The organism is Nocardiopsis sp. LOL_012, from assembly GCF_048060475.1.
GTDB lineage: Bacteria > Actinomycetota > Actinomycetes > Streptosporangiales > Streptosporangiaceae > Nocardiopsis.
Window position 1 is genome coordinate 27,906 of record NZ_JBHMIV010000004.1, and the last position, 18,394, is coordinate 46,299.

The 18,394-nt window shown below is 69.8% G+C and carries 23 protein-coding genes; 15 read left to right on the forward strand and 8 right to left on the reverse strand.

All coding sequences use genetic code 11. The features are described 5' to 3' along the window. Window positions 1–83: 83 nt before the first annotated feature. Window positions 84–332 (forward strand): hypothetical protein, encoded by a 249-nt coding sequence (locus ACFHWE_RS03735; protein ID WP_416599168.1) that lies wholly within the window; start codon window positions 84–86, stop codon window positions 330–332. Between the two features lie 24 nt (window positions 333–356). Continuing rightward, a complete protein-coding gene (locus tag ACFHWE_RS03740) occupies window positions 357–497 on the forward strand; it encodes a hypothetical protein (protein WP_416599169.1) in 141 nt (46 codons plus the stop codon). 265 nt (window positions 498–762) lie between these two features. Here the strand turns inward: ACFHWE_RS03740 and ACFHWE_RS03745 are convergent, their stop codons facing one another. The 6 genes from ACFHWE_RS03745 to ACFHWE_RS03770 form a co-directional block, all read right to left on the reverse strand. Beyond that, window positions 763–1,233: a hypothetical protein gene (locus ACFHWE_RS03745; protein WP_416599170.1), complete on the reverse strand. Its 471-nt coding sequence runs from the start codon at window positions 1,231–1,233 to the stop codon at window positions 763–765. After that, window positions 1,230–1,646, reverse strand: coding sequence for a hypothetical protein (locus ACFHWE_RS03750; protein ID WP_416599171.1), 417 nt, complete (start codon window positions 1,644–1,646; stop codon window positions 1,230–1,232). The genes ACFHWE_RS03745 and ACFHWE_RS03750 overlap by 4 nt, the downstream gene beginning before the upstream one ends. Continuing rightward, a complete protein-coding gene (locus ACFHWE_RS03755; RefSeq protein ID WP_416599172.1) occupies window positions 1,633–1,803 on the reverse strand; it encodes a hypothetical protein in 171 nt (56 codons plus the stop codon). Before ACFHWE_RS03755 ends, ACFHWE_RS03750 begins: the two co-directional genes overlap by 14 nt. Next, a complete protein-coding gene (locus ACFHWE_RS03760) occupies window positions 1,800–2,225 on the reverse strand; it encodes a hypothetical protein (RefSeq protein ID WP_416599173.1) in 426 nt (141 codons plus the stop codon). The genes ACFHWE_RS03755 and ACFHWE_RS03760 overlap by 4 nt, the downstream gene beginning before the upstream one ends. 44 nt (window positions 2,226–2,269) lie before the next feature. After that, the gene (locus ACFHWE_RS03765; RefSeq protein WP_416599174.1) at window positions 2,270–2,587 is read right to left on the reverse strand and encodes a hypothetical protein; all 318 of its coding nucleotides are present in this window, start codon (window positions 2,585–2,587) and stop codon (window positions 2,270–2,272) included. A 62-nt stretch (window positions 2,588–2,649) separates the two neighbouring features. Beyond that, window positions 2,650–2,916, reverse strand: a complete 267-nt coding sequence (locus ACFHWE_RS03770) for a hypothetical protein (RefSeq protein ID WP_416599175.1) — start codon at window positions 2,914–2,916, stop codon at window positions 2,650–2,652. Between the two features lie 133 nt (window positions 2,917–3,049). Here ACFHWE_RS03770 and ACFHWE_RS03775 point away from each other — a divergent pair, with 133 nt between their 5' ends. After that, window positions 3,050–3,736: a helix-turn-helix domain-containing protein gene (locus tag ACFHWE_RS03775; RefSeq protein WP_416599176.1), complete on the forward strand. Its 687-nt coding sequence runs from the start codon at window positions 3,050–3,052 to the stop codon at window positions 3,734–3,736. A 290-nt stretch (window positions 3,737–4,026) separates the two neighbouring features. Here ACFHWE_RS03775 and ACFHWE_RS03780 read toward each other — a convergent pair whose 3' ends face one another. Beyond that, complete coding sequence (locus tag ACFHWE_RS03780) at window positions 4,027–5,310, reverse strand: hypothetical protein (RefSeq protein ID WP_416599177.1); 1,284 nt, start codon at window positions 5,308–5,310, stop codon at window positions 4,027–4,029. 217 nt (window positions 5,311–5,527) lie between these two features. Here ACFHWE_RS03780 and ACFHWE_RS03785 point away from each other — a divergent pair, with 217 nt between their 5' ends. The 12 genes from ACFHWE_RS03785 (at window position 5,528) to ACFHWE_RS03840 (ending at window position 17,170) form a co-directional block, all read left to right on the forward strand. Continuing rightward, window positions 5,528–6,022: a helix-turn-helix domain-containing protein gene (locus tag ACFHWE_RS03785; protein WP_416599178.1), complete on the forward strand. Its 495-nt coding sequence runs from the start codon at window positions 5,528–5,530 to the stop codon at window positions 6,020–6,022. Window positions 6,023–6,069: 47 nt separating this feature from the next. Further along, window positions 6,070–6,252, forward strand: a complete 183-nt coding sequence (locus tag ACFHWE_RS03790; RefSeq protein WP_416599179.1) for a helix-turn-helix domain-containing protein — start codon at window positions 6,070–6,072, stop codon at window positions 6,250–6,252. A 141-nt stretch (window positions 6,253–6,393) separates the two neighbouring features. Further along, entirely contained in the window at window positions 6,394–7,551 is a 1,158-nt protein-coding gene (locus ACFHWE_RS03795) for a tyrosine-type recombinase/integrase (protein WP_416599180.1), read from the forward strand. A 436-nt stretch (window positions 7,552–7,987) separates the two neighbouring features. Beyond that, entirely contained in the window at window positions 7,988–8,377 is a 390-nt protein-coding gene (locus tag ACFHWE_RS03800; protein WP_416599181.1) for a hypothetical protein, read from the forward strand. Between the two features lie 260 nt (window positions 8,378–8,637). Beyond that, entirely contained in the window at window positions 8,638–9,510 is an 873-nt protein-coding gene (locus ACFHWE_RS03805) for an FAD binding domain-containing protein (protein WP_416599182.1), read from the forward strand. A 2-nt stretch (window positions 9,511–9,512) separates the two neighbouring features. Then, a complete protein-coding gene (locus tag ACFHWE_RS03810) occupies window positions 9,513–10,022 on the forward strand; it encodes a (2Fe-2S)-binding protein (protein WP_416599183.1) in 510 nt (169 codons plus the stop codon). Further along, on the forward strand, window positions 10,022–12,385 hold the full coding sequence (locus ACFHWE_RS03815; protein ID WP_416599184.1) for an aerobic carbon-monoxide dehydrogenase large subunit: 2,364 nt from the start codon (window positions 10,022–10,024) through the stop codon (window positions 12,383–12,385). The genes ACFHWE_RS03810 and ACFHWE_RS03815 overlap by 1 nt, the downstream gene beginning before the upstream one ends. A 34-nt stretch (window positions 12,386–12,419) precedes the next feature. Beyond that, window positions 12,420–13,334: an XdhC family protein gene (locus ACFHWE_RS03820; protein WP_416599185.1), complete on the forward strand. Its 915-nt coding sequence runs from the start codon at window positions 12,420–12,422 to the stop codon at window positions 13,332–13,334. Between the two features lie 3 nt (window positions 13,335–13,337). Then, complete coding sequence (locus ACFHWE_RS03825) at window positions 13,338–14,225, forward strand: AAA family ATPase (RefSeq protein WP_416599186.1); 888 nt, start codon at window positions 13,338–13,340, stop codon at window positions 14,223–14,225. A 16-nt stretch (window positions 14,226–14,241) separates the two neighbouring features. Continuing rightward, entirely contained in the window at window positions 14,242–14,976 is a 735-nt protein-coding gene (locus ACFHWE_RS03830; RefSeq protein ID WP_416599187.1) for an SRPBCC family protein, read from the forward strand. Then, the gene (locus ACFHWE_RS03835) at window positions 14,960–16,192 is read left to right on the forward strand and encodes a vWA domain-containing protein (protein WP_416599188.1); all 1,233 of its coding nucleotides are present in this window, start codon (window positions 14,960–14,962) and stop codon (window positions 16,190–16,192) included. Before ACFHWE_RS03830 ends, ACFHWE_RS03835 begins: the two co-directional genes overlap by 17 nt. A gap of 66 nt (window positions 16,193–16,258) precedes the next feature. Beyond that, a complete protein-coding gene (locus ACFHWE_RS03840; protein WP_416599189.1) occupies window positions 16,259–17,170 on the forward strand; it encodes a hypothetical protein in 912 nt (303 codons plus the stop codon). Window positions 17,171–17,257: 87 nt separating this feature from the next. Here the strand turns inward: ACFHWE_RS03840 and ACFHWE_RS03845 are convergent, their stop codons facing one another. After that, complete coding sequence (locus ACFHWE_RS03845; RefSeq protein WP_416599190.1) at window positions 17,258–18,220, reverse strand: LysR family transcriptional regulator; 963 nt, start codon at window positions 18,218–18,220, stop codon at window positions 17,258–17,260. Window positions 18,221–18,394 lie beyond the last annotated feature (174 nt).

Genomic DNA, 18,394 nt, shown 5'->3' on the forward strand with positions numbered 1-18,394 from the left:
CCCACGACCAAGCTAGCTTGCACAAGTTACTTGTGCAAAGCAGTTGGGCAAGCTAGCTTTGGGGTGGATGAGAGAATCAGCCCATGCGCCAAGAGGAAGCCGTGCAGAAACTCGAAGAAGCCGTTCAACAGAGGAAAGCCGCTGAAGAACAGCTCAAAAAGGCCCGTACCGCCATCGACGAAGGAATCGTTGCCCTGCTCCGCGACGGGATGGGACCCAAAGACATCGCCCCCATAGCCGAAGTCAGCTACGAGAAGGTCCGCACCCTCGCCCGAGCACACGACATCAAGCGCCTCCGCGAACCCACCGTGACCAGCAGGAAGAAGAAGTAGGACACGACGACCGAGATCCACGCCATGAAGATGGCCCCCCTCAACCAGCAGGCCACCCATGACGGGACCATCAGCGGCAACCACGTCTGCACCCGCAAGCGCTACCGAATGTCCTGCGAGAACATCCGCCTGTGGGAGAAGGCCGCCGACAAAGCTCCGAACTGACCTCACACCCCAGCCCCCTCCCCGGAGGACAGCACCGCGCGCACAGTCCGCGCCGACACCCCACACCGGGCCGCGACCACACGCCTCGATGCGCCCGTCGCCGCCACCATCTGGACGTCTTCGGCTACCAGCTCTTCCCGGGTCGGCCACTCCCCCAGTCGTCCAGTGGTCTCGAAACGGGCCGTGCACTCGGCCACCAAACCCCGGTCCGACAGCAGACCCCATACCCCGCAGCAGGCGCACTCCCCGCGTCGGCGCACCAACCTCACAGCGCACCCCCCGGCGGTTCCCGGTACGTGCCGCACCCGCAGGCGGGCCGTAGACACGGGCCGTCCAAGTGCTCCAGAACGTCGTGGCCACACAGGCACCGCCAAGGGTCGACGAACACCAGCCGGAGCTGTCCGAGGTTGGGCACCTTCGGGGCGGGCCGCATGTCCGGCCCGGACACGAACTGGTGGGAGTCGTCGTCGAGACGGCCAGCGAGCACGACCCCGTCGACAGCGGCTTTGACCATCGGCCAATAGTTCGGGGGGTCCCACCGGGCGTAGTTCGCTTTCGGGTGGATGTAGGCGATCACCCACGCCCGTTCGAGCCGGGGCATCCCGGAGGCGAGTGCGGCGATCTGCGCGGCTTCGCGCACCTGCTTGGTGTGCTGGGCTTTCTGCATCGGGTGGGGCCGGTGGTTGGAGTTCATCATCGGCAGCCCGGCGGGGAGGGTCACAGTCCACGTCGTCATGCGACCGCCTCCACCGGCTCGCCGGGACGGCACCCGTCCGGTCTGCTGCCTTCCGTCTGCTGGTCGACGGTGGCCTCTCCACAGTTGGCGGCGGCTGGGCGGCCGATCCACTGGCGGCACATCGACCCGTTCGCGGTCGGCCGTTTCGACGGCGCGCCGCCCGCGTACTCGATGTGGCCCGCCCTGTGCAGCGCCATGAACAGCGCCCCCCACTGCGTGCCGGTGTTGTCGGGCTCCTCGATGCCGCACACCGACACCAGGTCGTATGCCTGGAACGGCTGCCCGGTGGAGGCCAGGTACAGGACGGCCCGCCACGCCCGGGACCACCAGTCGCCGGAGGTAGCGCGCAGCGTGTCGGCCAGCCCCGGGTTGATGGTGTCGAGGTCCAGGGCGAGCTGGTCACGATCCACCACAGGCGATCACCTCCACGGCGGCGTTCGGGCAGGCCACCAGGTGGGTTTCCGCTGCGGCGGTGTGCTGTTGCGCTGCCTCCAACAGGCGGGGCTGGCCGGTCAGGTCCCACAGGTCCAGGAGCCGGTCCGCAGCCTCGTAGTGTGCCCGGGGTGTCATGGTCTGCCCCCAAACCCGGTGAGGGCGGTCATCTCGGTGCGGATCTGCGCGTTGATGGTCTGCAACGCCGACAGGCCGGTGCGGAGCGCGTCGAGGTTTTCGCGTCCGGCGTGGATGGTCTGTTCGCACACCTCGACGTCCATGCGTTCGGACAGGCTCGCGAGTTCGGCTTGGGCTTCGCGGTCTTTGACGGTGCCGGTGCCGGTGAGGAAGGCGCGGGCTTTCTTCGCCCGGTAGGTGCGTGCGAGGTGGGGTAGGCGTGTGCGTTCCTCGTCGAGGCGCCGTACTCCGGCGTCGATCTCCAGACGGATGGTGTCGATGGCGGCGTTGACTTCCCACGGCATGGGGGCGTGGGTGTTTTTGACGATCCTGCCGACCAGGGCTTTGGCTGGTTCGGGCAGCGGCGGGGGTGGGGTGGTCACGGTGTCCTTCGGTGAGCGGGGTGAAGGGAGGCCGGTGGGGCCGGTCAGGCTGCGAGGAGAGCGGGAGGGTGGGGCACGTAGCGGGCGTAGAGACGCACTTCGCCGCCGACGGCGCGCGAGTGCGCCTCGAACCGGCCGTGCGGGTCGGCCCACGGTCGGGTGTTGGCGCGTTTGATGGTGCCGACGCGGGTGCGCAGGCGGGCGGCGTCGCGGCGGCGGGTGTCGGGGACGCGGGCGATGATGGCCCACGTGTGGGGGTTGGCGCGCAGCGCGTCGGCTTCGGGGATGCCCCAGGGGGTGGCGTTGCGGCCCTGGGTGGTGCGGGGGACATCGTCGACGAACTCGATGGTGCGGGTGGGCATGAGGGGTCTCGTTTCGAGGGTGGGGAAGGCGGGTGGAGGCTTTCTCGGGGTGGCTTTGGGGTTCAGGCGGCGGCCATGTGTTGGGGGTGGTCGTCGAGGAGGAGGTGGTCCTCTTCGGTGAGGTAGGGGTGGAGGGCTGATTGAATGGCGTCGTATGTCCGTTTTGTGCACGGTCGTTCTTCTTCGAGGACCTTGTACACGTGGCTTGGGCTCAGTCGGGTGTTGGCGATGATGTGGGCCACGGGGAGGCGGTGGTGGCGGAGGATGCGGTAGACGGTTTCGGTGTCGAGGTTGACCCGCTGGTGGGGGCGGAGGGGGATGGTGGCCATGGTGGCCACACTAGGTGTTATTTGCCCAAATTTCAACGTGTTTTGACTGGTTTGCGCAAATTTCACCCTTGAAACTTGTGTGACCCAGGCCACAAATGACCAAACTTGGTCAAATACCGCTAACATCAGCAACATGCCACCCAACACGTCCCCACCCGCGGACTGGTACAAGAACACCGAGGCCAAAAACCTCGACCACCACCTCACCCACGCCCGCAACACCCAGGGACACACCTGGAACAGCTTCGCCGAACACTGCGGCATCAGCGAGCAGACCCTCAACAACATCAGGCGAGGCACCACCAGCCCACACCGACGCAGCATCGAAGCCATCGAAGCCGCCGCCGGCTGGGCTCCCGGAGGGTTCGAGGACGCCCGCAACGGCCAACCCCCCGCCCCGGCCGCCCCCACGCCGCACCCCGAGTTCACCGAACGGCTGCACTTCCTGCTGGAGAACCTGCCCCCAACGCACGGGGACCGCCACACCGCCCAAACGATCGCGGGCGGCCTCAACAACACCATCACCGAGCAGCGCGCCCAAGACATCCTGGACGGCGCCGCCGCCCCGACCCGTGTAGAGCTGGAGAAGCTCACCGAGTACTTCGAGATCCCCGCAGGGGCCAGGTACTTCACCGACGCGGACACCGCCCGGAAGGTCCAGGACGAACTCCAACTGGTGCGTGCCCTGGGCGACGCGAACGTGAAGAACATCGCGATGCGTGCTTCCGGGCTCCCGGCGGACAGTCTCCGCCCGGTTCTCGACATCATCGACACGCTGCGCAGGGCTGAAGGGCTGCCGCCCGCCGCACCGGGAGACTGATGGTGGGGAAGCACTGCGGCTTGCCCACGGGGTCCAAGCCCATGGGCCGGGCGGTGCTGATCAGCCGTCTCGCACAACCGCCCTTCCGCAGACCCTCTCCCGACCTCTGACACATCAGCAACCGGCCCCACCGCTACGCCCGTATAGCGGGCCGAAGCTCCCTTCGCTGTCGGCTCCCTACGGTGTTGCCGAATGCGCCCCTCTTCTTCGACAACGCGTCACTGCTGTCTTTGCAGACACACGAAAGGCCAGGCACATGGCTGTGCCCGGCCTTCAGCTTTTCTGGAGGGTTAGGACAGGGCGTGGTCGTTCATGGCTTCCTGTTCCTTCGCGGCACGGACGACAGCCTGCCGCCACAACCGGTTGTCGGCGTTGACGCCGTGGCGGCGGCACAGCTCCCGACCGGTCAACTCGTCGCCGTCCCGCACGCTGTTCAGATAGTCGTCCACTGCTGCCTGGAACGCGGTCTGCCCCTGCTTGGGGGTGATCTGTCGGCCCCGTTCATCAACCGGCAGCACTGGGGGGACGGCGGGTGCGGGATGCCGGGTCACCTGCGACCCCACTCCGGAGTGTCGTGGGGCCGGGGCGGGGCCGGTCCCGTTCGCCCAAGCCGCGAAGGCGTCACCATCAGGGTCGTCGCCCCACGGGTCGGTCTCGTCCAACGCTGTGTGTGGAGCGTTCTCCCGCAGGTCGAATGTGGGAGCGTCGGACCCCTCCAGGGTGGTGTGGGGGAGTGGCGGGACGGTACCGGCCGGGACGGGGCTCTCCAGCTTCATGTCGTCCAGGGCGACCGCGCCGTCTTCGGGGCGGGCTCGGCTGGCGTAGTCGTCGAACATGCCGATGAGGTGTGCGACCACCGCTGTCCCGACAGGGCCGAGGGCCTTCGACACCAGCGCAGCCACCGACTCGGGGTCCAAACTGGTGGGCCATACCGGCAGCACCGACAGGGCGAGGGACGCGGCCAGCGCGCTCCCCATCACCGTCAGCGCCCGCCAGTCCACGTCACCCCCTGCGGTACGTAGGACCGCGCGGCCGATGATGACGGCCGCCACTACGGTGATCAGTCCGGGCTCGACCAGCCACGCCATCCACCAGCCGAGAGCCCCGAAGGTGAGGCCGAGGGCGGTCACCATCCCAGCGTGCACGCCCGCAGTGGACCACGCCCCGAACGCCAACAGCACTGGGATGCCGATCCGCAGGGTCCAGGTACGGACCGCATCCACCCGGAGGCGGCGGGCCTCCGCGGACCGGGTGATCTGCGCGGTCAGCCGGGCGCGCGCACCCGACACCGATGCGCGCCGCCACAGCACGCCGAGGGCGGCCTGCTCGGAACGGTCGGCGGCCCGCTGCACACGTTCATGCTCGGCCTTGCGGATCTCCTCTGCGACATCTCGAAGGCTGGTGCGGTGCTCACCAGCGGCCCGGCGGCGTTCCACCCGGTCATGGCGGCGGGTTGCCTGCCGTTGGCGTCGGGACGCCAACCGGGCGGCGACCGAAGAAGGGGCATCCTGCCGGTGGTTGGCCGGTGGTGCGGTGCCGGTCGATGTGGCAACAGCACCGATACGATCAGCCATGTTCGGCTCCTGGGTTCTGCTAGGGCTGTCAGGGGCCGGACGGTCGGCTCTGGCCGGTGGGCGAACACCGGCCAGAGCCTTGAACACGCCCGGTTCGGCAACAGAAGTGTCCTTAAATTGCCTTCATTTGTTCGCATCATACGAACATCTGTTACCATGATCCCAGAAGATTGACAGGGATTCAACACACCCCGTGCAGGGCTGGCAAACTCGCCCTATGAGCGACGACAAGCCGGGGCGACGCCCCAACCAGATGGGGCCAACAGGAAGGCAGGTCGCTGCGAACGTCAAACGCCTCCGCCACCGACGCGGGCTCACCGTCCGGGAGACGGCCCGACGGCTCACCGAAGAACACCAACGCCGATGGACCCCAGGCGCAGTCACCGACGTGGAGTCAGGCAAACGTCGCGTGGACGCCGACGACCTAGTCGCACTCGCTCTCGTCTTGGACGTCACCCCCAACACGCTCCTCCTCGCCCCCACCGCAGTGGGTGACATGGAGATCACCGGCACCTCCCCGCAGCCTGCCGCGCACGTATGGCGGTGGGCTGACGGCCAGTGGCCCCTCACCTGGTCGACAGACCCGGAGGAGCTACGCCGACAACTCATGGACTACAACCTCACCGCTCGCCCGGACGGCATGGCCCCCTACCAGCCAGCAGATGAGGCCGCCCGCCAGATGCAGGTGTTCAACAAGACACCGTTCGACTAGGCACCGGCCCCCGTTCCCGGTGCCGCGCCACAAGGGAAGGGATCGGGATGCCACCCGGAGGATCAAACCGGATGCTGTCCGCCCAGAGCACTGCGGACATGCTGGGGATCAGCCGCCAGACCCTCTACAACAACTGGAGGGAGTGGGGGTTGAAGGGCCACAAGGTCGGCCGGTCCCTGAAGTTCCGTGAGCGTGATGTCGAAGCATGGCTAGGCCAGCAGGCCGCCTAACTGCTGTCTCTCTGCGCGGGGTGTGTTGAACCCCTGTCTTCCCCCGACGAGGAGAGAGACCCCCTTGTGGCAAACGTCTTAAAGAAGTGTGGGTGCGCGTCCGACGTCCCCAAGAAGGGCCGTGAAGGACGCGCCGACAGAATGAAGAAGTGGCACCGCTGCCCTCACACATGGAAGGTCACCTGGCGGCCGAACGGGTATACGGGGGGTCAGAAGACGGTCAGCTTCGACACCTGGGCGGAAGCTGACGCGAAGAAGAAGCAGATCGAGGCGGCGCTCGCCACAGGCGAGAAGTCGAAGGCCGATGCCGGGGAGCGTGGACGGGTCAGGTTCGAGACCTACGCTGAACAGCGGTTGAAGAAGTGGCCTGGCGCCGCTTCGTCGGCGAAAACCTACCGGTCTTCTCTGCGCCGACACGCCTACCCGAGGATCGGTCGCATGATGCTGCGGGACATCACCCGTGAGGACATCACTGATCTGGTGACGGATCTGAAGAACGCCACCGACGAGACTGGTAGGGCCTTGCATTCGGCGTCCACGGTCGCTGGGGTGTACATCGCGGTTGCTGCGGTGTTCAAGGAGGCCCGGTTGTCGAAGCGGGTTGCGGAGTCGCCGTGTGTTCAGGTGGAGCTTCCTGCTGTGGTCTCCGCTGCGATCCTCATCGACCCTCCTCTGGAACAGCTTGAGCGGTTCGTGGGCCGGTTCCCGGCAGACTGGCGGCTGCCGTCGTGGTTTCAGTACGGGTGTGGGCTGCGGATCGGTGAGGCTCTGGCGCTCAACGCCAACCAGTTCCGGGATGGCGGGGCGACGTATCGCGTTGCGGAGCAGGTGAACCCGGAAGGGAAGCTCATCCCGTGTAAGTGGCGGAAGACTGGAGAGTTTCGGGACGTGCCTGTGCCCGGGTTCGTGCAGGAGCGGTACCGGCGGCATGTCGAGTTCTTCCCTCCGGACAAGGACGGGTATGTGATCCCGGGCCGGAAGCATCCTCGGGTGGTGCGGAACTCGTATCTGGAGCATTTCCGGGCTGCGGTGGCGGCGGCGGAGCTGCCGGACTTCATGACCAGCCACTATCTGCGGCATCGGTGGGCGTCGGTCATGTTGGCTCGGGGGGTCGACATCACTCACGTGTCGCGCTGGTTGGGCCATCGGCAGATCCAGACGACGTTCGCGATTTACGGCCACATGGTGCCGACCGTGGCGGCGGAGGCGCGTGCGGCGATGGATGCGGCGTTCGGGGAGCTGCCGAAGACAGTGGACGGGATGGGTGTTTCCGATTCGGCTGCTCCTGTTTCCGGTTAAGGGGTTTGACCTGCGGAAACTGCTTCCTTCTTGAGGATCTTCACCATCTTCGAGGGCGCCAGCGAGGTACAGAAGCTCATCATCGGCCGCGCCGTCACCGGCCAGCCGCTGCGCTGAGGTTTGGGCGGTTCATAGGACTGGAAGCGAACATGTGGTCCACGACGCCGGGATCGGCGGCGGGACGGGACGGCGCCGGTTCTCACCGGGATCATCCGGGATTCTGCGGACGACTGTTTCCGGACCTGTTTCCGGCGGAAACAGAGGGAGACGCGCAAGGTCGGGCACATGGATGTGTCCGACCTTTCGTGCACCCGCTCCCATCGCGGGTAAACGTCCGCGCACGCTCGCGACACCACCGCCGAAGAGCAGGCGAAAGACCTGCACCAGCGCTAACATCCGCATGACGTGCAGGATCCCTCCGTCTTCAGGAGTCCACATGAAGTTCCTCCGGCCGCTCACCTCGGCATCGATCACCGTGATGCTCGCGATGTCCGGTATCGCGTTTTCCTCCCCAGCCCAGGCCCAGGACACCACGGAAACGAGAAAGAAGTTCATCGAATGCGTCAACAAGGAAATCACCAGCGAGAACAGGAAATGGAAGCTTCCGGAGCCCGAATTGAAAAAACTGACCGACATCATCGACCGAGAGATCATGAAGGAGGACATGTCCCCCAAAAGCCAGAATGACGAGCAGAGGATTATCGAGAATATCGAGAACTCCGCGACCAAGGAACTTAAGGGAATCGACAGCGAGACCCTTGACGAGGTCATCGAAACGCTCAGGGTCAGTGGACAGCACTGCTTTGTGATCGTGAGGCAGGGTTAGGGACCGGCTCCCACCGGAGGGGCGGCGTCGCGGCGACGACTGAGAACACGCCGCCCCGCGAGGGGTGAAGCCCCCGGTGGGGGCCACCATCGGCCGTACCGCCACCGGACACCCCTTGGGGTGGCATTTGGCCAGCCTTACTTCCGATTCCCTGGCACAGGACGCTTCCTGGGGGATTAAGCGACACCTTAGGTCGCCGTTGACCTCCTCCCACCGCCGGGTGTGCACTGCGACACACCACACGGCGAAGGAGGGCACGCATGCAGGTCCCTGCACCGTTCGAATACGAGCGCGCGACCAGCGTGGACCACGCGATCGGCCTACTGGACCGCCTGGGTGAGTCCGCCCGGCTGGTCGCGGGAGGGCACAGTCTGCTCCCGATGATGAAACTCCGGCTCACCGACCTGGAGTACCTCATCGACATCAACGGCCTGCACGGCGAACTCGGGTACGTCCGGCGCGAGGGCGACGAGATCCGCATCGGCGCCATGACCCGGCACAGGGAACTCCTCGAATCCGAGATCCTCGCCCAGCTCTTCCCCGTCTTCATGGAGGCGGAGAAGGTCATCGCCGACCCGATCGTGCGCAACCGCGGCACCATCGGCGGCTCCCTCTGCCAGGCCGACCCCTCCGAGGACCTGTCGGCCGTCTGCGGTGCCCTCGACGCGGTCTGCGTCATCCGCGGCACCGACGGCGAACGGCTCGTCCCCATGGAGGAGTTCCACGTCGGCCCCTACGAGACGGCCGTCGCCCCCGGCGAGATGCTCGTCGAGGTGCGCCTGCCGGTGCGCCCGGGCGGGTGCAGCGCCTTCGAGAAGGTGGAGCGCCGCGTCGGCGACTGGGCCGTCGTCTCCGCCGCCGCCGCGGTGTGGATCGACCAGGGCGCGTTCACCGACGCCCGGGTCGGCCTGGCCGCCGTGGGCGGTGACACCGTCGGGGTCGAAGGGATCGCCGAGGCGCTGCGCGGACAGCGCCCCTCTGAGGAGCTCTACACCAGGGCCGGGGAGATCGCGGCCCAGAGCTGCGACCCCGTCACCGACACCAGGGGAAGCGCCGAGTACAAGCGCCACCTCGCCAAAGAACTCACCCGACGGACGCTGCGCCGCGCCGTCGCCGGAACCGGGAGGGCCTGACCATGCGCGTCACCATGACCGTCAACGGTGAAGAGGTCACCAAGGAGATCGAGGGCCGCCTCCTCCTGGTGCACTTCCTCAGGGACCACCTGGGACTCACCGGCACCCACTGGGGGTGCGACACCAGCAACTGCGGGACCTGCGTGGTGCGCATGGACGGCGAGCCCGTCAAGTCGTGCACCGTGCTCGCGGCGATGGCCGACGGCCACGAGGTCACCACCGTCGAGGGGCTGGCCCGGCCGGACGGCAGCCTCGACCCCGTCCAGCAGGGGTTCATGGAGTGCCACGGCCTCCAGTGCGGCTTCTGCACGCCCGGGATGATGATGACCGCCCGCGCCCTGCTGGACCGCAACCCCGACCCCTCGGAGGAGGAGGTCCGCGAGGCCATCTCCGGGCAGATCTGCCGCTGCACCGGCTACACCACCATCGTCCGCTCGGTGTGCTGGGCGGCCGAGCACGAGGCCGCCGAGCGCACGTCCGCCGCGGCCGACCAGGTCAAGGAGGAGGTCTGATGACCGCAGTGGAGGAGGAGAAGCCGGTCGGCCACGGCCGGATGCTCCGCAAGGAGGACCCCCGGTTCGTGCGCGGGCGCGGCCGCTACGTCGACGACGTCCAGTTGCCGGGCATGCTGCACCTGGCCATCCTGCGCTCTCCCATGGCGCACGCGCGCATCGTCTCCATCGACACCAGCGCCGCCCAGGCCCACCCCAAGGTCGTGGCCGTGGTGACCGGCGCAGACCTGGCGGAGAAGGGCCTGGCGTGGATGCCGACCCTGTCCAACGACGTCCAGGCCGTCCTGGCCACCGACAAGGTGCGCTTCCAGGGCCAGGAGGTCGCCTTCGTGGTGGCCGAGGACCACTACTCGGCCCGCGACGCCCTGGAGCTCATCGACGTCGAGTACGACATGCTCGACCCGGTCGTGGACGTGCGCAGCGCCCTGGCCGAGGGCGCGCCCGTGGTCCGCGACGACCTGGAGGACAAGGCCGACAACCACATCTTCGACTGGGAGACCGGCGACGCCGACGCCGCCGAGGAGGTCTTCGCCAAGGCCGACGTGGTGGTCACCGAGGACATCGTCTACCCGCGGGTGCACCCCGCCCCCATGGAGACGTGCGGCTCGGTCGCCGACTTCGACCCGGTCGAGGGACGGCTCACCCTGTGGTCGACCACCCAGGCCCCGCACGCCCACCGCACCCTGTACGCGATGGTGGCGGGCCTGCCCGAGCACAAGATCCGGGTCATCGCCCCCGACATCGGCGGCGGCTTCGGCGGCAAGGTGCCGATCTACCCCGGCTACGTGTGCTCGATCGTGGCCTCCCTCGTGGTCGGCAAGCCGGTCAAGTGGGTGGAGGACCGCTCCGAGAACCTCATCAGCACCGGCTTCGCCCGCGACTACATCATGCGCGGGGAGATCGCGGCCACCCGGGACGGGCGCATCCTCGGCATCCGCACCAACGTGCTCGCCGACCACGGCGCCTTCAACGCCCAGGCCGCGCCCACCAAGTACCCCGCCGGGTTCTTCGGGGTCTTCACCGGCAGCTACGACATCGAGGCCGCGCACGCCAAGCTCACGGCCGTCTACACCAACAAGGCCCCTGGCGGCGTCGCCTACGCCTGCTCCTTCCGCATCACCGAGGCCGTGTACCTGGTGGAGCGGATCGTGGACTGCCTGGCCCACGAGCTGGACATGGACCCGGTCCAGCTCCGGCTGAAGAACCTCATCAAGCCGGAGCAGTTCCCCTACACCACCAAGACCGGGTGGGTGTACGACTCCGGCGACTACGAGCCGACGCTGCGCGAGGCGATGCGCATCGCCGACTACGACGAGCTGCGCAAGGAGCAGGCCGAGAAGCGCGCCCGCGGCGAGCTGATGGGCATCGGCCTGTCGTTCTTCACCGAGGCGGTCGGCGCCGGCCCGCGCAAGGACATGGACATCCTGGGCCTGGGCATGGCCGACGGCTGCGAGCTGCGCGTCCACCCCACCGGCAAGGCCGTGGTGCGCCTGTCGGTGCAGACCCAGGGCCAGGGCCACGAGACGACCTTCGCGCAGATCGTCGCCGAGGAGATCGGCATCCCCGTCGACGACATCGACGTGGTTCACGGCGACACCGACCAGACGCCCTTCGGCCTGGGCACCTACGGCAGCCGCTCCACCCCGGTCTCGGGCGCCGCCGCCGCGCTGGTGGCCCGCAAGGTGCGCGACAAGGCGCGCATCATCGCCTCGGGGATGCTGGAGGCCTCGGTCGCCGACCTGGAGTGGACCAAGGGCGCCTTCTCCGTCAAGGGCGACCCCGAGCGCAGCGTCACCATCCAGGAGATCGCCCTGCGCGCCCACGGCGCAGGCGACCTGCCCGAGGGGATCGAGGGCGGTCTGGACGCCCAGATCTGCTACAACCCGGAGAACCTCACCTACCCGCACGGCGCCTACATCTGCGTGGTCGACATCGACCCGGGCACCGCGCAGGTCAAGGTGCGCCGGTTCGTGGCCGTCGACGACTGCGGCACCCGCATCAACCCGATGATCATCGAGGGCCAGGTGCACGGCGGCCTCACCGACGGCGTCGGCATGGCGCTGATGGAGATGATCTCCTTCGACGAGGACGGCAACTGCCTGGGCGGATCGCTCATGGACTACCTGCTGCCCACCGCGCTGGAGGTCCCCGAGTGGGAGACCGGGTACACGGTGACCCCCTCCCCCCACCACCCGATCGGCGCCAAGGGCGTGGGCGAGTCGGCCACGGTCGGCTCCCCCCCGGCCGTGGTGAACGCGGTGGTGGACGCCCTCAAGCCGTTCGGGGTGCGCCACGCGGACATGCCCCTCACACCCTCCCGGGTGTGGGAGGCGATGAACGGTAACGCGAAGCCGTCGTTCTAGTCGGCCGCAGCGAGAACACAGAGGAGTTGACGTGATGGCGACCGCCCCCGACCTGACCGGCCGCAGCCGCGAACTGCTGGCCGACCGGGTGCCGTTCGTGGAGGCCACCGTGGTGCGGGCCCAGGTGCCCGCCTCGGTGCGGGCCGGGGACGGCGCGATCGTCCTCGCGGACGGGTCCATCGAGGGGTTCGTCGGCGGTCGGTGCGCCCGGGACTCGGTGCGCACCGCCGCGCTGGAGGCGATCCGCGAACGCCGCAGCGTGCTGCTGCGGGTGCTGCCGGACGAGGGCGAGCCCTTCCCGGAGGCGCCCGGGGCGCACGTGGTCGTCAACCCGTGCCTGTCCGGGGGTGCCATGGAGATCTTCCTCCAGCCCCGTCTGCCGGATCCCGTGGTGGGCGTGGTCGGGGACTCCCCGATCGTGTCCGCCCTGGCCGAGCAGGCGGGGCCCCTGGGCTTCGTCGTGTCGGCGGGGTCCGACGCCTCGGTCGTGGCGGGCGCGACGGCGGTGGTCGTCGCCTCCCACGGCGGAGACGAGGAGGGTGCCGTCCGGGCCGCCCTGGACGCCGGGACGGGGTACGTGGGGCTGGTCGCCTCGCGCCGCCGCGGCGCCGCCGTACTGGAGGCCCTCGCCCTGTCCGAGGAGGAGCGCGCCCGGGTGCGCACCCCCGTCGGACTCGACATCGGGGCCGCCACCCCCGCCGAGATCGCCCTGTCGATCCTGGCCGAACTGGTCCGGGCGGTACGGGTGGAGGGGCTGACGGCGCCCGAGCCCGTCGGCTGCTGCTCCGGTTCGGGCACGCCCGGACCCGCCGCCCCGGAGACCGCCCTCGACCCGGTGTGCGGCATGTCCGTGACCGTGGAGGCCGACACCCCCCGCCTGGAGGTGAGCGGGCACGAGTACTGGTTCTGCGCGCCCGGGTGCCGGGACCGCTACGCGGCCGGGGTGTAGCCGGTGCTGGACGCCGACGAGGTCCGACACCGGTTGGACGCCCTGGACTACCTGGTGGACGAGGGCACGGCCACCGCGCTCCACCTGGCCATGGCGCTGGGCCGCCCCCTGCTGCTGGAGGGGGAGCCCGGCGTGGGCAAGACGGCGGTGGCCAAGGCCCTGGCCGAGGTGCTCGGCGCGCCGTTCCTGCGTCTGCAGTGCTACGAGGGTCTGACCGCCGCCGAGGCCCTCTACGAGTGGAACCACCAGCGCCAGCTGCTGGCCGTCCGCTTGGCCGAGTCCCGCGGTGAACGGCTCGCCGAGGCGGACCTGTTCACCGAGGAGTTCCTGCTGGAGCGGCCGGTCCTGCGGGCGGTGCGCCACGAGGGCGCCGCACCGCCGGTGCTGCTCATCGACGAGGTGGACCGCGCCGACGACGAGTTCGAGGCGCTGCTGCTGGAGTTCCTGGGCGAGGCGTCGGTGACGGTGCCCGAGATCGGGACGTTCACCGCCGAGCACCCGCCGCTGGTCGTCCTGACCTCCAACCGCAGCCGGGACCTGCACGACGCACTGCGCCGCCGCTGCCTCTACCACTGGATCCCCTTCCCCTCTCCGGAGCGCGCCGCGCGGATCCTGCGCCGCCGCGTCCCCCAGGCCGGCGAGGCGCTGGTGGCGTCGGCCGCCGAGTTCGTGTCCCGGGTCCGGGGCCTGGAACTGGACAAGGCGCCCGGCATGGCGGAGGCCATCGACTGGGTGTCGGCCCTGGGCGCGCTGGGCGCCACCGACCTGGTCCGCGACGACGTCGTGCACTCGCTGTCCGCCCTCGCCAAGACCCCCGACGACCGGGAGGCGGTCGCGGCCGCGCTGAGGGGCGCCCCCGCGGACGGACCGGCCCCGGACACATCCCCCTGATTTCGAAGGAAGCGACATGAAGATCGAGCACGAGTTCACCGTCGACGCCCCCGCCGAGCGCGTGTGGGCCCTGTTCACCGACGTGGAGGCCATCGCCCCCTGTATGCCCGGAACGCAGTTGACCGGGGTGGAGGGCGACGTCTACTCGGGGAAGGTGCGCGTGAAGGTCGGCCCCGTCGTGGCCGCCTACGAGGGCACCGCGCGGTTCGTGGAGCAGGACGCCGACGCCCACCGGGCGGCCATCGAGGCCTCCGGCAAGGCCAGCCGGGGCGCGGGCAACGCCTCGGCGACCGTCACCTTCCAGCTGAGCGAGGCCGAGGGCGGCACGAAGGTCGCGGTGGAGACCGACCTGAAGATCACCGGGAAACTGGCCCAGATGGGCGGCGGGATGATCAAGGACGTGTCCGAGAAGCTCCTGGGGCAGTTCACGGCCGCACTGGAGGAGAAGCTGACCGCGCCCGAGAGCGGAGAGGCCCCCGAGGACGGAGGGGCCGCCGAGGCGCCCGCCGCGCCGGAGAGTGCCCCGGCCGAGAGCGCGCCCGCCGCGTCCGAGTCGGGCACCCCCGAACCGGTGGCCGCCGCGGCCGGGACCGCGACGGCCACCGCCAAGCGCACGATCGAGAGCGCCGAGCCCGAGCCGGTGGACCTGGGCGCGGCCTCCCGGGGCGCCGTGCTCCAGCGGCTGTGGCCGGTGTTCGCACTGCTCCTGGTGGGGGTGGGCATCGGCATCGGCTATGTCCTCTTCGCCTGAGCCCCGGCCCGGGTCGGCGCTCCTCCAGGGGGTCGACCGAGCCGCCCTGGTGGTCGCGCTCACCGTGCGGCTGCGCGAGAACGGCGTGCGCACCGACTTGGACGCCGCGCGCTCCCTGGCCCGGGCCCTGGCCCTGTCCCTTCCCCGTTCGCTCGGGGAGCTGTACTGGACGGCGCGGGTGTGCCTGGTCCGGCGCCGGGGCGATCTGGAGGCCTTCGACGCGGTGTTCGCCGCCGTGTTCGGCGACGCGGACCTGGTCGGCGAGCAGCTCTCCCCTCCCCCGGCCTCGGTCAGGACCAAGGGCGAGAGGGCACCGGACGAGGGCCCCGAGGACCAGGGAGCGGTCGGCGGCGGGCTGCCGTGGGCGACCCTGCCGAACAGCGACCCCTCCTCCGACGGGGAGGACGACCCCAGGGCCCTGCCCGAGCTGCGGCCCAGTGCCCTGGAGGTCCTGGCGGAGGCGCCCTTCGACCGCCTCTCCGAGGACGAGGTGCGGCAGTTGGGCCGGTGGCTGGAGGAGCTGCGGCCGCGCCTGCCCCGGCGGCGCGGTCGGCGCCACTCCCCCGGCCCGGGCGGCCGCCGCATCGCCATGCGCGCCACCCTGGCCCGCGCCCGGCGCACCGGCTGGGAGCCCCTGGAACTGGTGCGCAGCGCGCCGGTGCCCAGGCCGCGCCGGGTGGTGGTGCTGTGCGACGTCAGCGGGTCAATGCGCTCGCAGGCCGCCGCCTACGTGCACCTGATGCGGGCGTTCGCGCTGGTCGCGGGCACTGAGGCCTTCGCGTTCGGCACCCGGCTCACCCGGCTCACCCCGCTGTTGGCGCACGGCACGGCGGAGGAGGCGGTGGCGCGGGCCACGGGCGCGGTGCGGGACCGGTTCGGGGGCACCCGGATCGCCGCCAGCCTGCGCGAACTCCTGGCCTCCCACCACGGGTCGGCGGTGCGCGGTGCCGTCGTGGTGGTGGCCTCCGACGGCTGGGACGGCGACCCGCCCGAGGAGATGGCGGCGGCCATGGCGCGGCTGCGGCGGCGCGCGCACCGGGTGGTGTGGGCCAACCCGAGGGCGGCGGCGCCGGGTTTCGAGCCCTCGACCGGCGGGATGGCTGCGGCGCTGCCCTTCTGCGACGCGCTGGTCCCGGCGCACACCTTCGCGGCGCTGCGCGGTGTGGTGGCGGCGGTGGCCGCCGAGACGGCGTCCCGCCCCCGGCGGACGGGCTGATCACGGCTGTCCACAGATTTCCGAAACCTTCGGCACAGGTGGCGCTACTCGCTGTAGCGTCGCCGTATGCCTGGATTCGACCACGAACTCAAGGTGCACCTGTTCCACCGCCACCCGGAACTGGCCCCGGACCTGCTGCGCGACGTCATCGGCGAGCCCCTGCCCGACCACGCCCGCGCCGAACTCGGCTGCACCGACCACACCCGCCTCAAGCCCAAACCGTTCAAGTCAGACGATGTCGTCGTCCTCTACGACGACCGTGGTGACAAGGTGATGGCCATCATCACCGAAGTGCAGAACAAGCCCGACCGTCACAAGCCCTACAGCTGGCCGGTCTACATCGCCACGGTCCGCGAGGTGGTCAAATGCCCGGTCCGGCTGCTGGTTCTGTGCCCTGACTCGGCCACAGAACGGTGGGCTCGTACGCCTTTCACCATCGAGACGAGTCTGCCCCCCTACACCCCGGCCGTCATGGGCCTGAGCAACACGCCGGCGGTACGGGACATCGAACGCGCCCGCGACCTGCCGGAGCTGGCGGTGCTCTCCGCGGCGGCGCACGGCGCGGATCCGGGCACGCTCAAGGCCGCGGAAGCGGCACTGGACACCGTGCCGGAGGACCTTCGGCTGATCTACTATGACTTCATCGAGTCCAAGCTCAGTGGCGCGGCTCGGCAGATGTGGGAGGAACTCATGGCGACCGGAACCTACGAGTGGCAGAGCGACTTCGCCCGCAAGTACGTCGGCCAGGGACGCGAGGAAGGCCTCCGGGAGGGCAGGGCCGAGGGTGAGGCGCGCGGCGAGGCACGCGGCGAGGCACGCGGCAAGGCCGAGAGTATCGTCCGCTTCCTGAAGGCCCGCAAGGTCCAGGTCACCCCCGCCGCACGGCGCCGCATCACCGCCTGCACCGACACCGAGCAGCTCGACACCTGGCTGGAGCGCGCCGCCACCGTCGGCCGCGCCGACGAGCTCTTCGACTGACGTCTATAGGAGCGTCCGCTTCCGAACACGGCACCGGGGCGCCCCCGCTCCGGGCGGGGGCACCCGTGGGTCCGGCAGTGGGAGCGGTCAGTGCGCCTGGTTCCACAGGGTGACGTGGACGGCCGGGCGGAACCGGCCCCGGTGCACCCCCGAACCGTGGAGCATGGCCTGGGTGGCGCGCGGTGTGGTGGCGAAGCGCAGGAACTCGGCGACCACGCCCGAGGGGTCGTGGCAGCCGTCGCGGACCGCCGACCACGACCCCTTGGTGCGCACGGGCGGCCCCTTGGGGGTGACCAGCGCCCCCGAGGCCAGGTCGGCGGCCACGGAGAACCCGGGGGCCAGTCCCACCCCCCTGCCCTTCTTGACCTCCTCCAGCGCGGCCGCGTGGCTCTGGAAGAGGCGCTGGCGCCCCTCAGGGATCTCCAGTCGGCGCAGCACGGAGGGCACCAGGCCGACGCGGTCCACCGCGGAGGGGCCGAGCAGCCAGGTCTGCTCGCGCAGCCGCGCCAGGTCGGTCCGGTGTCCGGCGAGGGGGTGGCGGCGGCCGACGACGGTGAGGACCTCGTAGTTGAGGATGGTCTGCCCGCTCAGTCCTGCGTCGAACTCGCGGTCCGGCCCGATGGCCACGTCCACGGCGCGTTCGCGCAGCAGCTCGTCGAACCGTCCGGTGTTGTGCACGCTCAGTTCGACGTCGAGGTCGTCGGCGCGGGAGACGAAGAGGTCGAGGAGGCCGGGCGCGGCGTACTCGGCGAACACACTGGAGGTGGCCACGCGCAGCAGGCGGGAGCGGTGCCGGGCCTGGCTGACCTCGCGCAGGGTGCGGTCCTGCAACCCGAGCAGTTCGGTGGCGCGCACCGCCAGGCGGAGCCCGCCGGGGGTGAAGGACAGTCCCGCCGCGGTGGGGACGAAGAGGCGGTCGTCGAAGGTCTTGCGGAGTTTGCCGATGTGCAGCGAGACGGCCGCTTCGGAGACGTCGAGTTCGCGGGCCGCGCGTTTGACCGATCCGAGGCGGGCGACCGCGGAGTAGGCGCGGAGTTGTGTAGGGGTCATGGGGGCGTGGGGCGTCCTCAGCTCAGCGCACGGTGCGGGCCGTGCGGGCGCTCCGGGCAGGGGGCCGATGCGGGGGTTGGCCGTCGCGTCCGGAGCCGGGGGTCTGTGGCCTCTCAAACAGTGATGCGCGCCATACTAGAAAGGGCTCAACCGCCCCGCAAGTGACACTGTTCC

What these genes read in the sequence shown, in the direction of transcription:
- ACFHWE_RS03735 (WP_416599168.1), top strand. Translation starts at nt 84, where the DNA reads ATGCGCCAAGAGGAAGCCGTGCAGAAACTCGAAGAAGCCGTTCAACAG.
- ACFHWE_RS03740 (WP_416599169.1), top strand. Translation starts at nt 357, where the DNA reads ATGAAGATGGCCCCCCTCAACCAGCAGGCCACCCATGACGGGACCATC.
- ACFHWE_RS03745 (WP_416599170.1), bottom strand. Translation starts at nt 1,233, where the DNA reads ATGACGACGTGGACTGTGACCCTCCCCGCCGGGCTGCCGATGATGAAC.
- ACFHWE_RS03755 (WP_416599172.1), bottom strand. Translation starts at nt 1,803, where the DNA reads ATGACACCCCGGGCACACTACGAGGCTGCGGACCGGCTCCTGGACCTG.
- ACFHWE_RS03765 (WP_416599174.1), bottom strand. Translation starts at nt 2,587, where the DNA reads ATGCCCACCCGCACCATCGAGTTCGTCGACGATGTCCCCCGCACCACC.
- ACFHWE_RS03770 (WP_416599175.1), bottom strand. Translation starts at nt 2,916, where the DNA reads ATGGCCACCATCCCCCTCCGCCCCCACCAGCGGGTCAACCTCGACACC.
- ACFHWE_RS03775 (WP_416599176.1), top strand. Translation starts at nt 3,050, where the DNA reads ATGCCACCCAACACGTCCCCACCCGCGGACTGGTACAAGAACACCGAG.
- ACFHWE_RS03780 (WP_416599177.1), bottom strand. Translation starts at nt 5,310, where the DNA reads ATGGCTGATCGTATCGGTGCTGTTGCCACATCGACCGGCACCGCACCA.
- ACFHWE_RS03785 (WP_416599178.1), top strand. Translation starts at nt 5,528, where the DNA reads ATGAGCGACGACAAGCCGGGGCGACGCCCCAACCAGATGGGGCCAACA.
- ACFHWE_RS03790 (WP_416599179.1), top strand. Translation starts at nt 6,070, where the DNA reads ATGCCACCCGGAGGATCAAACCGGATGCTGTCCGCCCAGAGCACTGCG.
- ACFHWE_RS03795 (WP_416599180.1), top strand. Translation starts at nt 6,394, where the DNA reads ATGAAGAAGTGGCACCGCTGCCCTCACACATGGAAGGTCACCTGGCGG.
- ACFHWE_RS03800 (WP_416599181.1), top strand. Translation starts at nt 7,988, where the DNA reads ATGAAGTTCCTCCGGCCGCTCACCTCGGCATCGATCACCGTGATGCTC.
- ACFHWE_RS03805 (WP_416599182.1), top strand. Translation starts at nt 8,638, where the DNA reads ATGCAGGTCCCTGCACCGTTCGAATACGAGCGCGCGACCAGCGTGGAC.
- ACFHWE_RS03810 (WP_416599183.1), top strand. Translation starts at nt 9,513, where the DNA reads ATGCGCGTCACCATGACCGTCAACGGTGAAGAGGTCACCAAGGAGATC.
- ACFHWE_RS03815 (WP_416599184.1), top strand. Translation starts at nt 10,022, where the DNA reads ATGACCGCAGTGGAGGAGGAGAAGCCGGTCGGCCACGGCCGGATGCTC.
- ACFHWE_RS03820 (WP_416599185.1), top strand. Translation starts at nt 12,420, where the DNA reads ATGGCGACCGCCCCCGACCTGACCGGCCGCAGCCGCGAACTGCTGGCC.
- ACFHWE_RS03830 (WP_416599187.1), top strand. Translation starts at nt 14,242, where the DNA reads ATGAAGATCGAGCACGAGTTCACCGTCGACGCCCCCGCCGAGCGCGTG.
- ACFHWE_RS03835 (WP_416599188.1), top strand. Translation starts at nt 14,960, where the DNA reads ATGTCCTCTTCGCCTGAGCCCCGGCCCGGGTCGGCGCTCCTCCAGGGG.
- ACFHWE_RS03840 (WP_416599189.1), top strand. Translation starts at nt 16,259, where the DNA reads ATGCCTGGATTCGACCACGAACTCAAGGTGCACCTGTTCCACCGCCAC.
- ACFHWE_RS03845 (WP_416599190.1), bottom strand. Translation starts at nt 18,220, where the DNA reads ATGACCCCTACACAACTCCGCGCCTACTCCGCGGTCGCCCGCCTCGGA.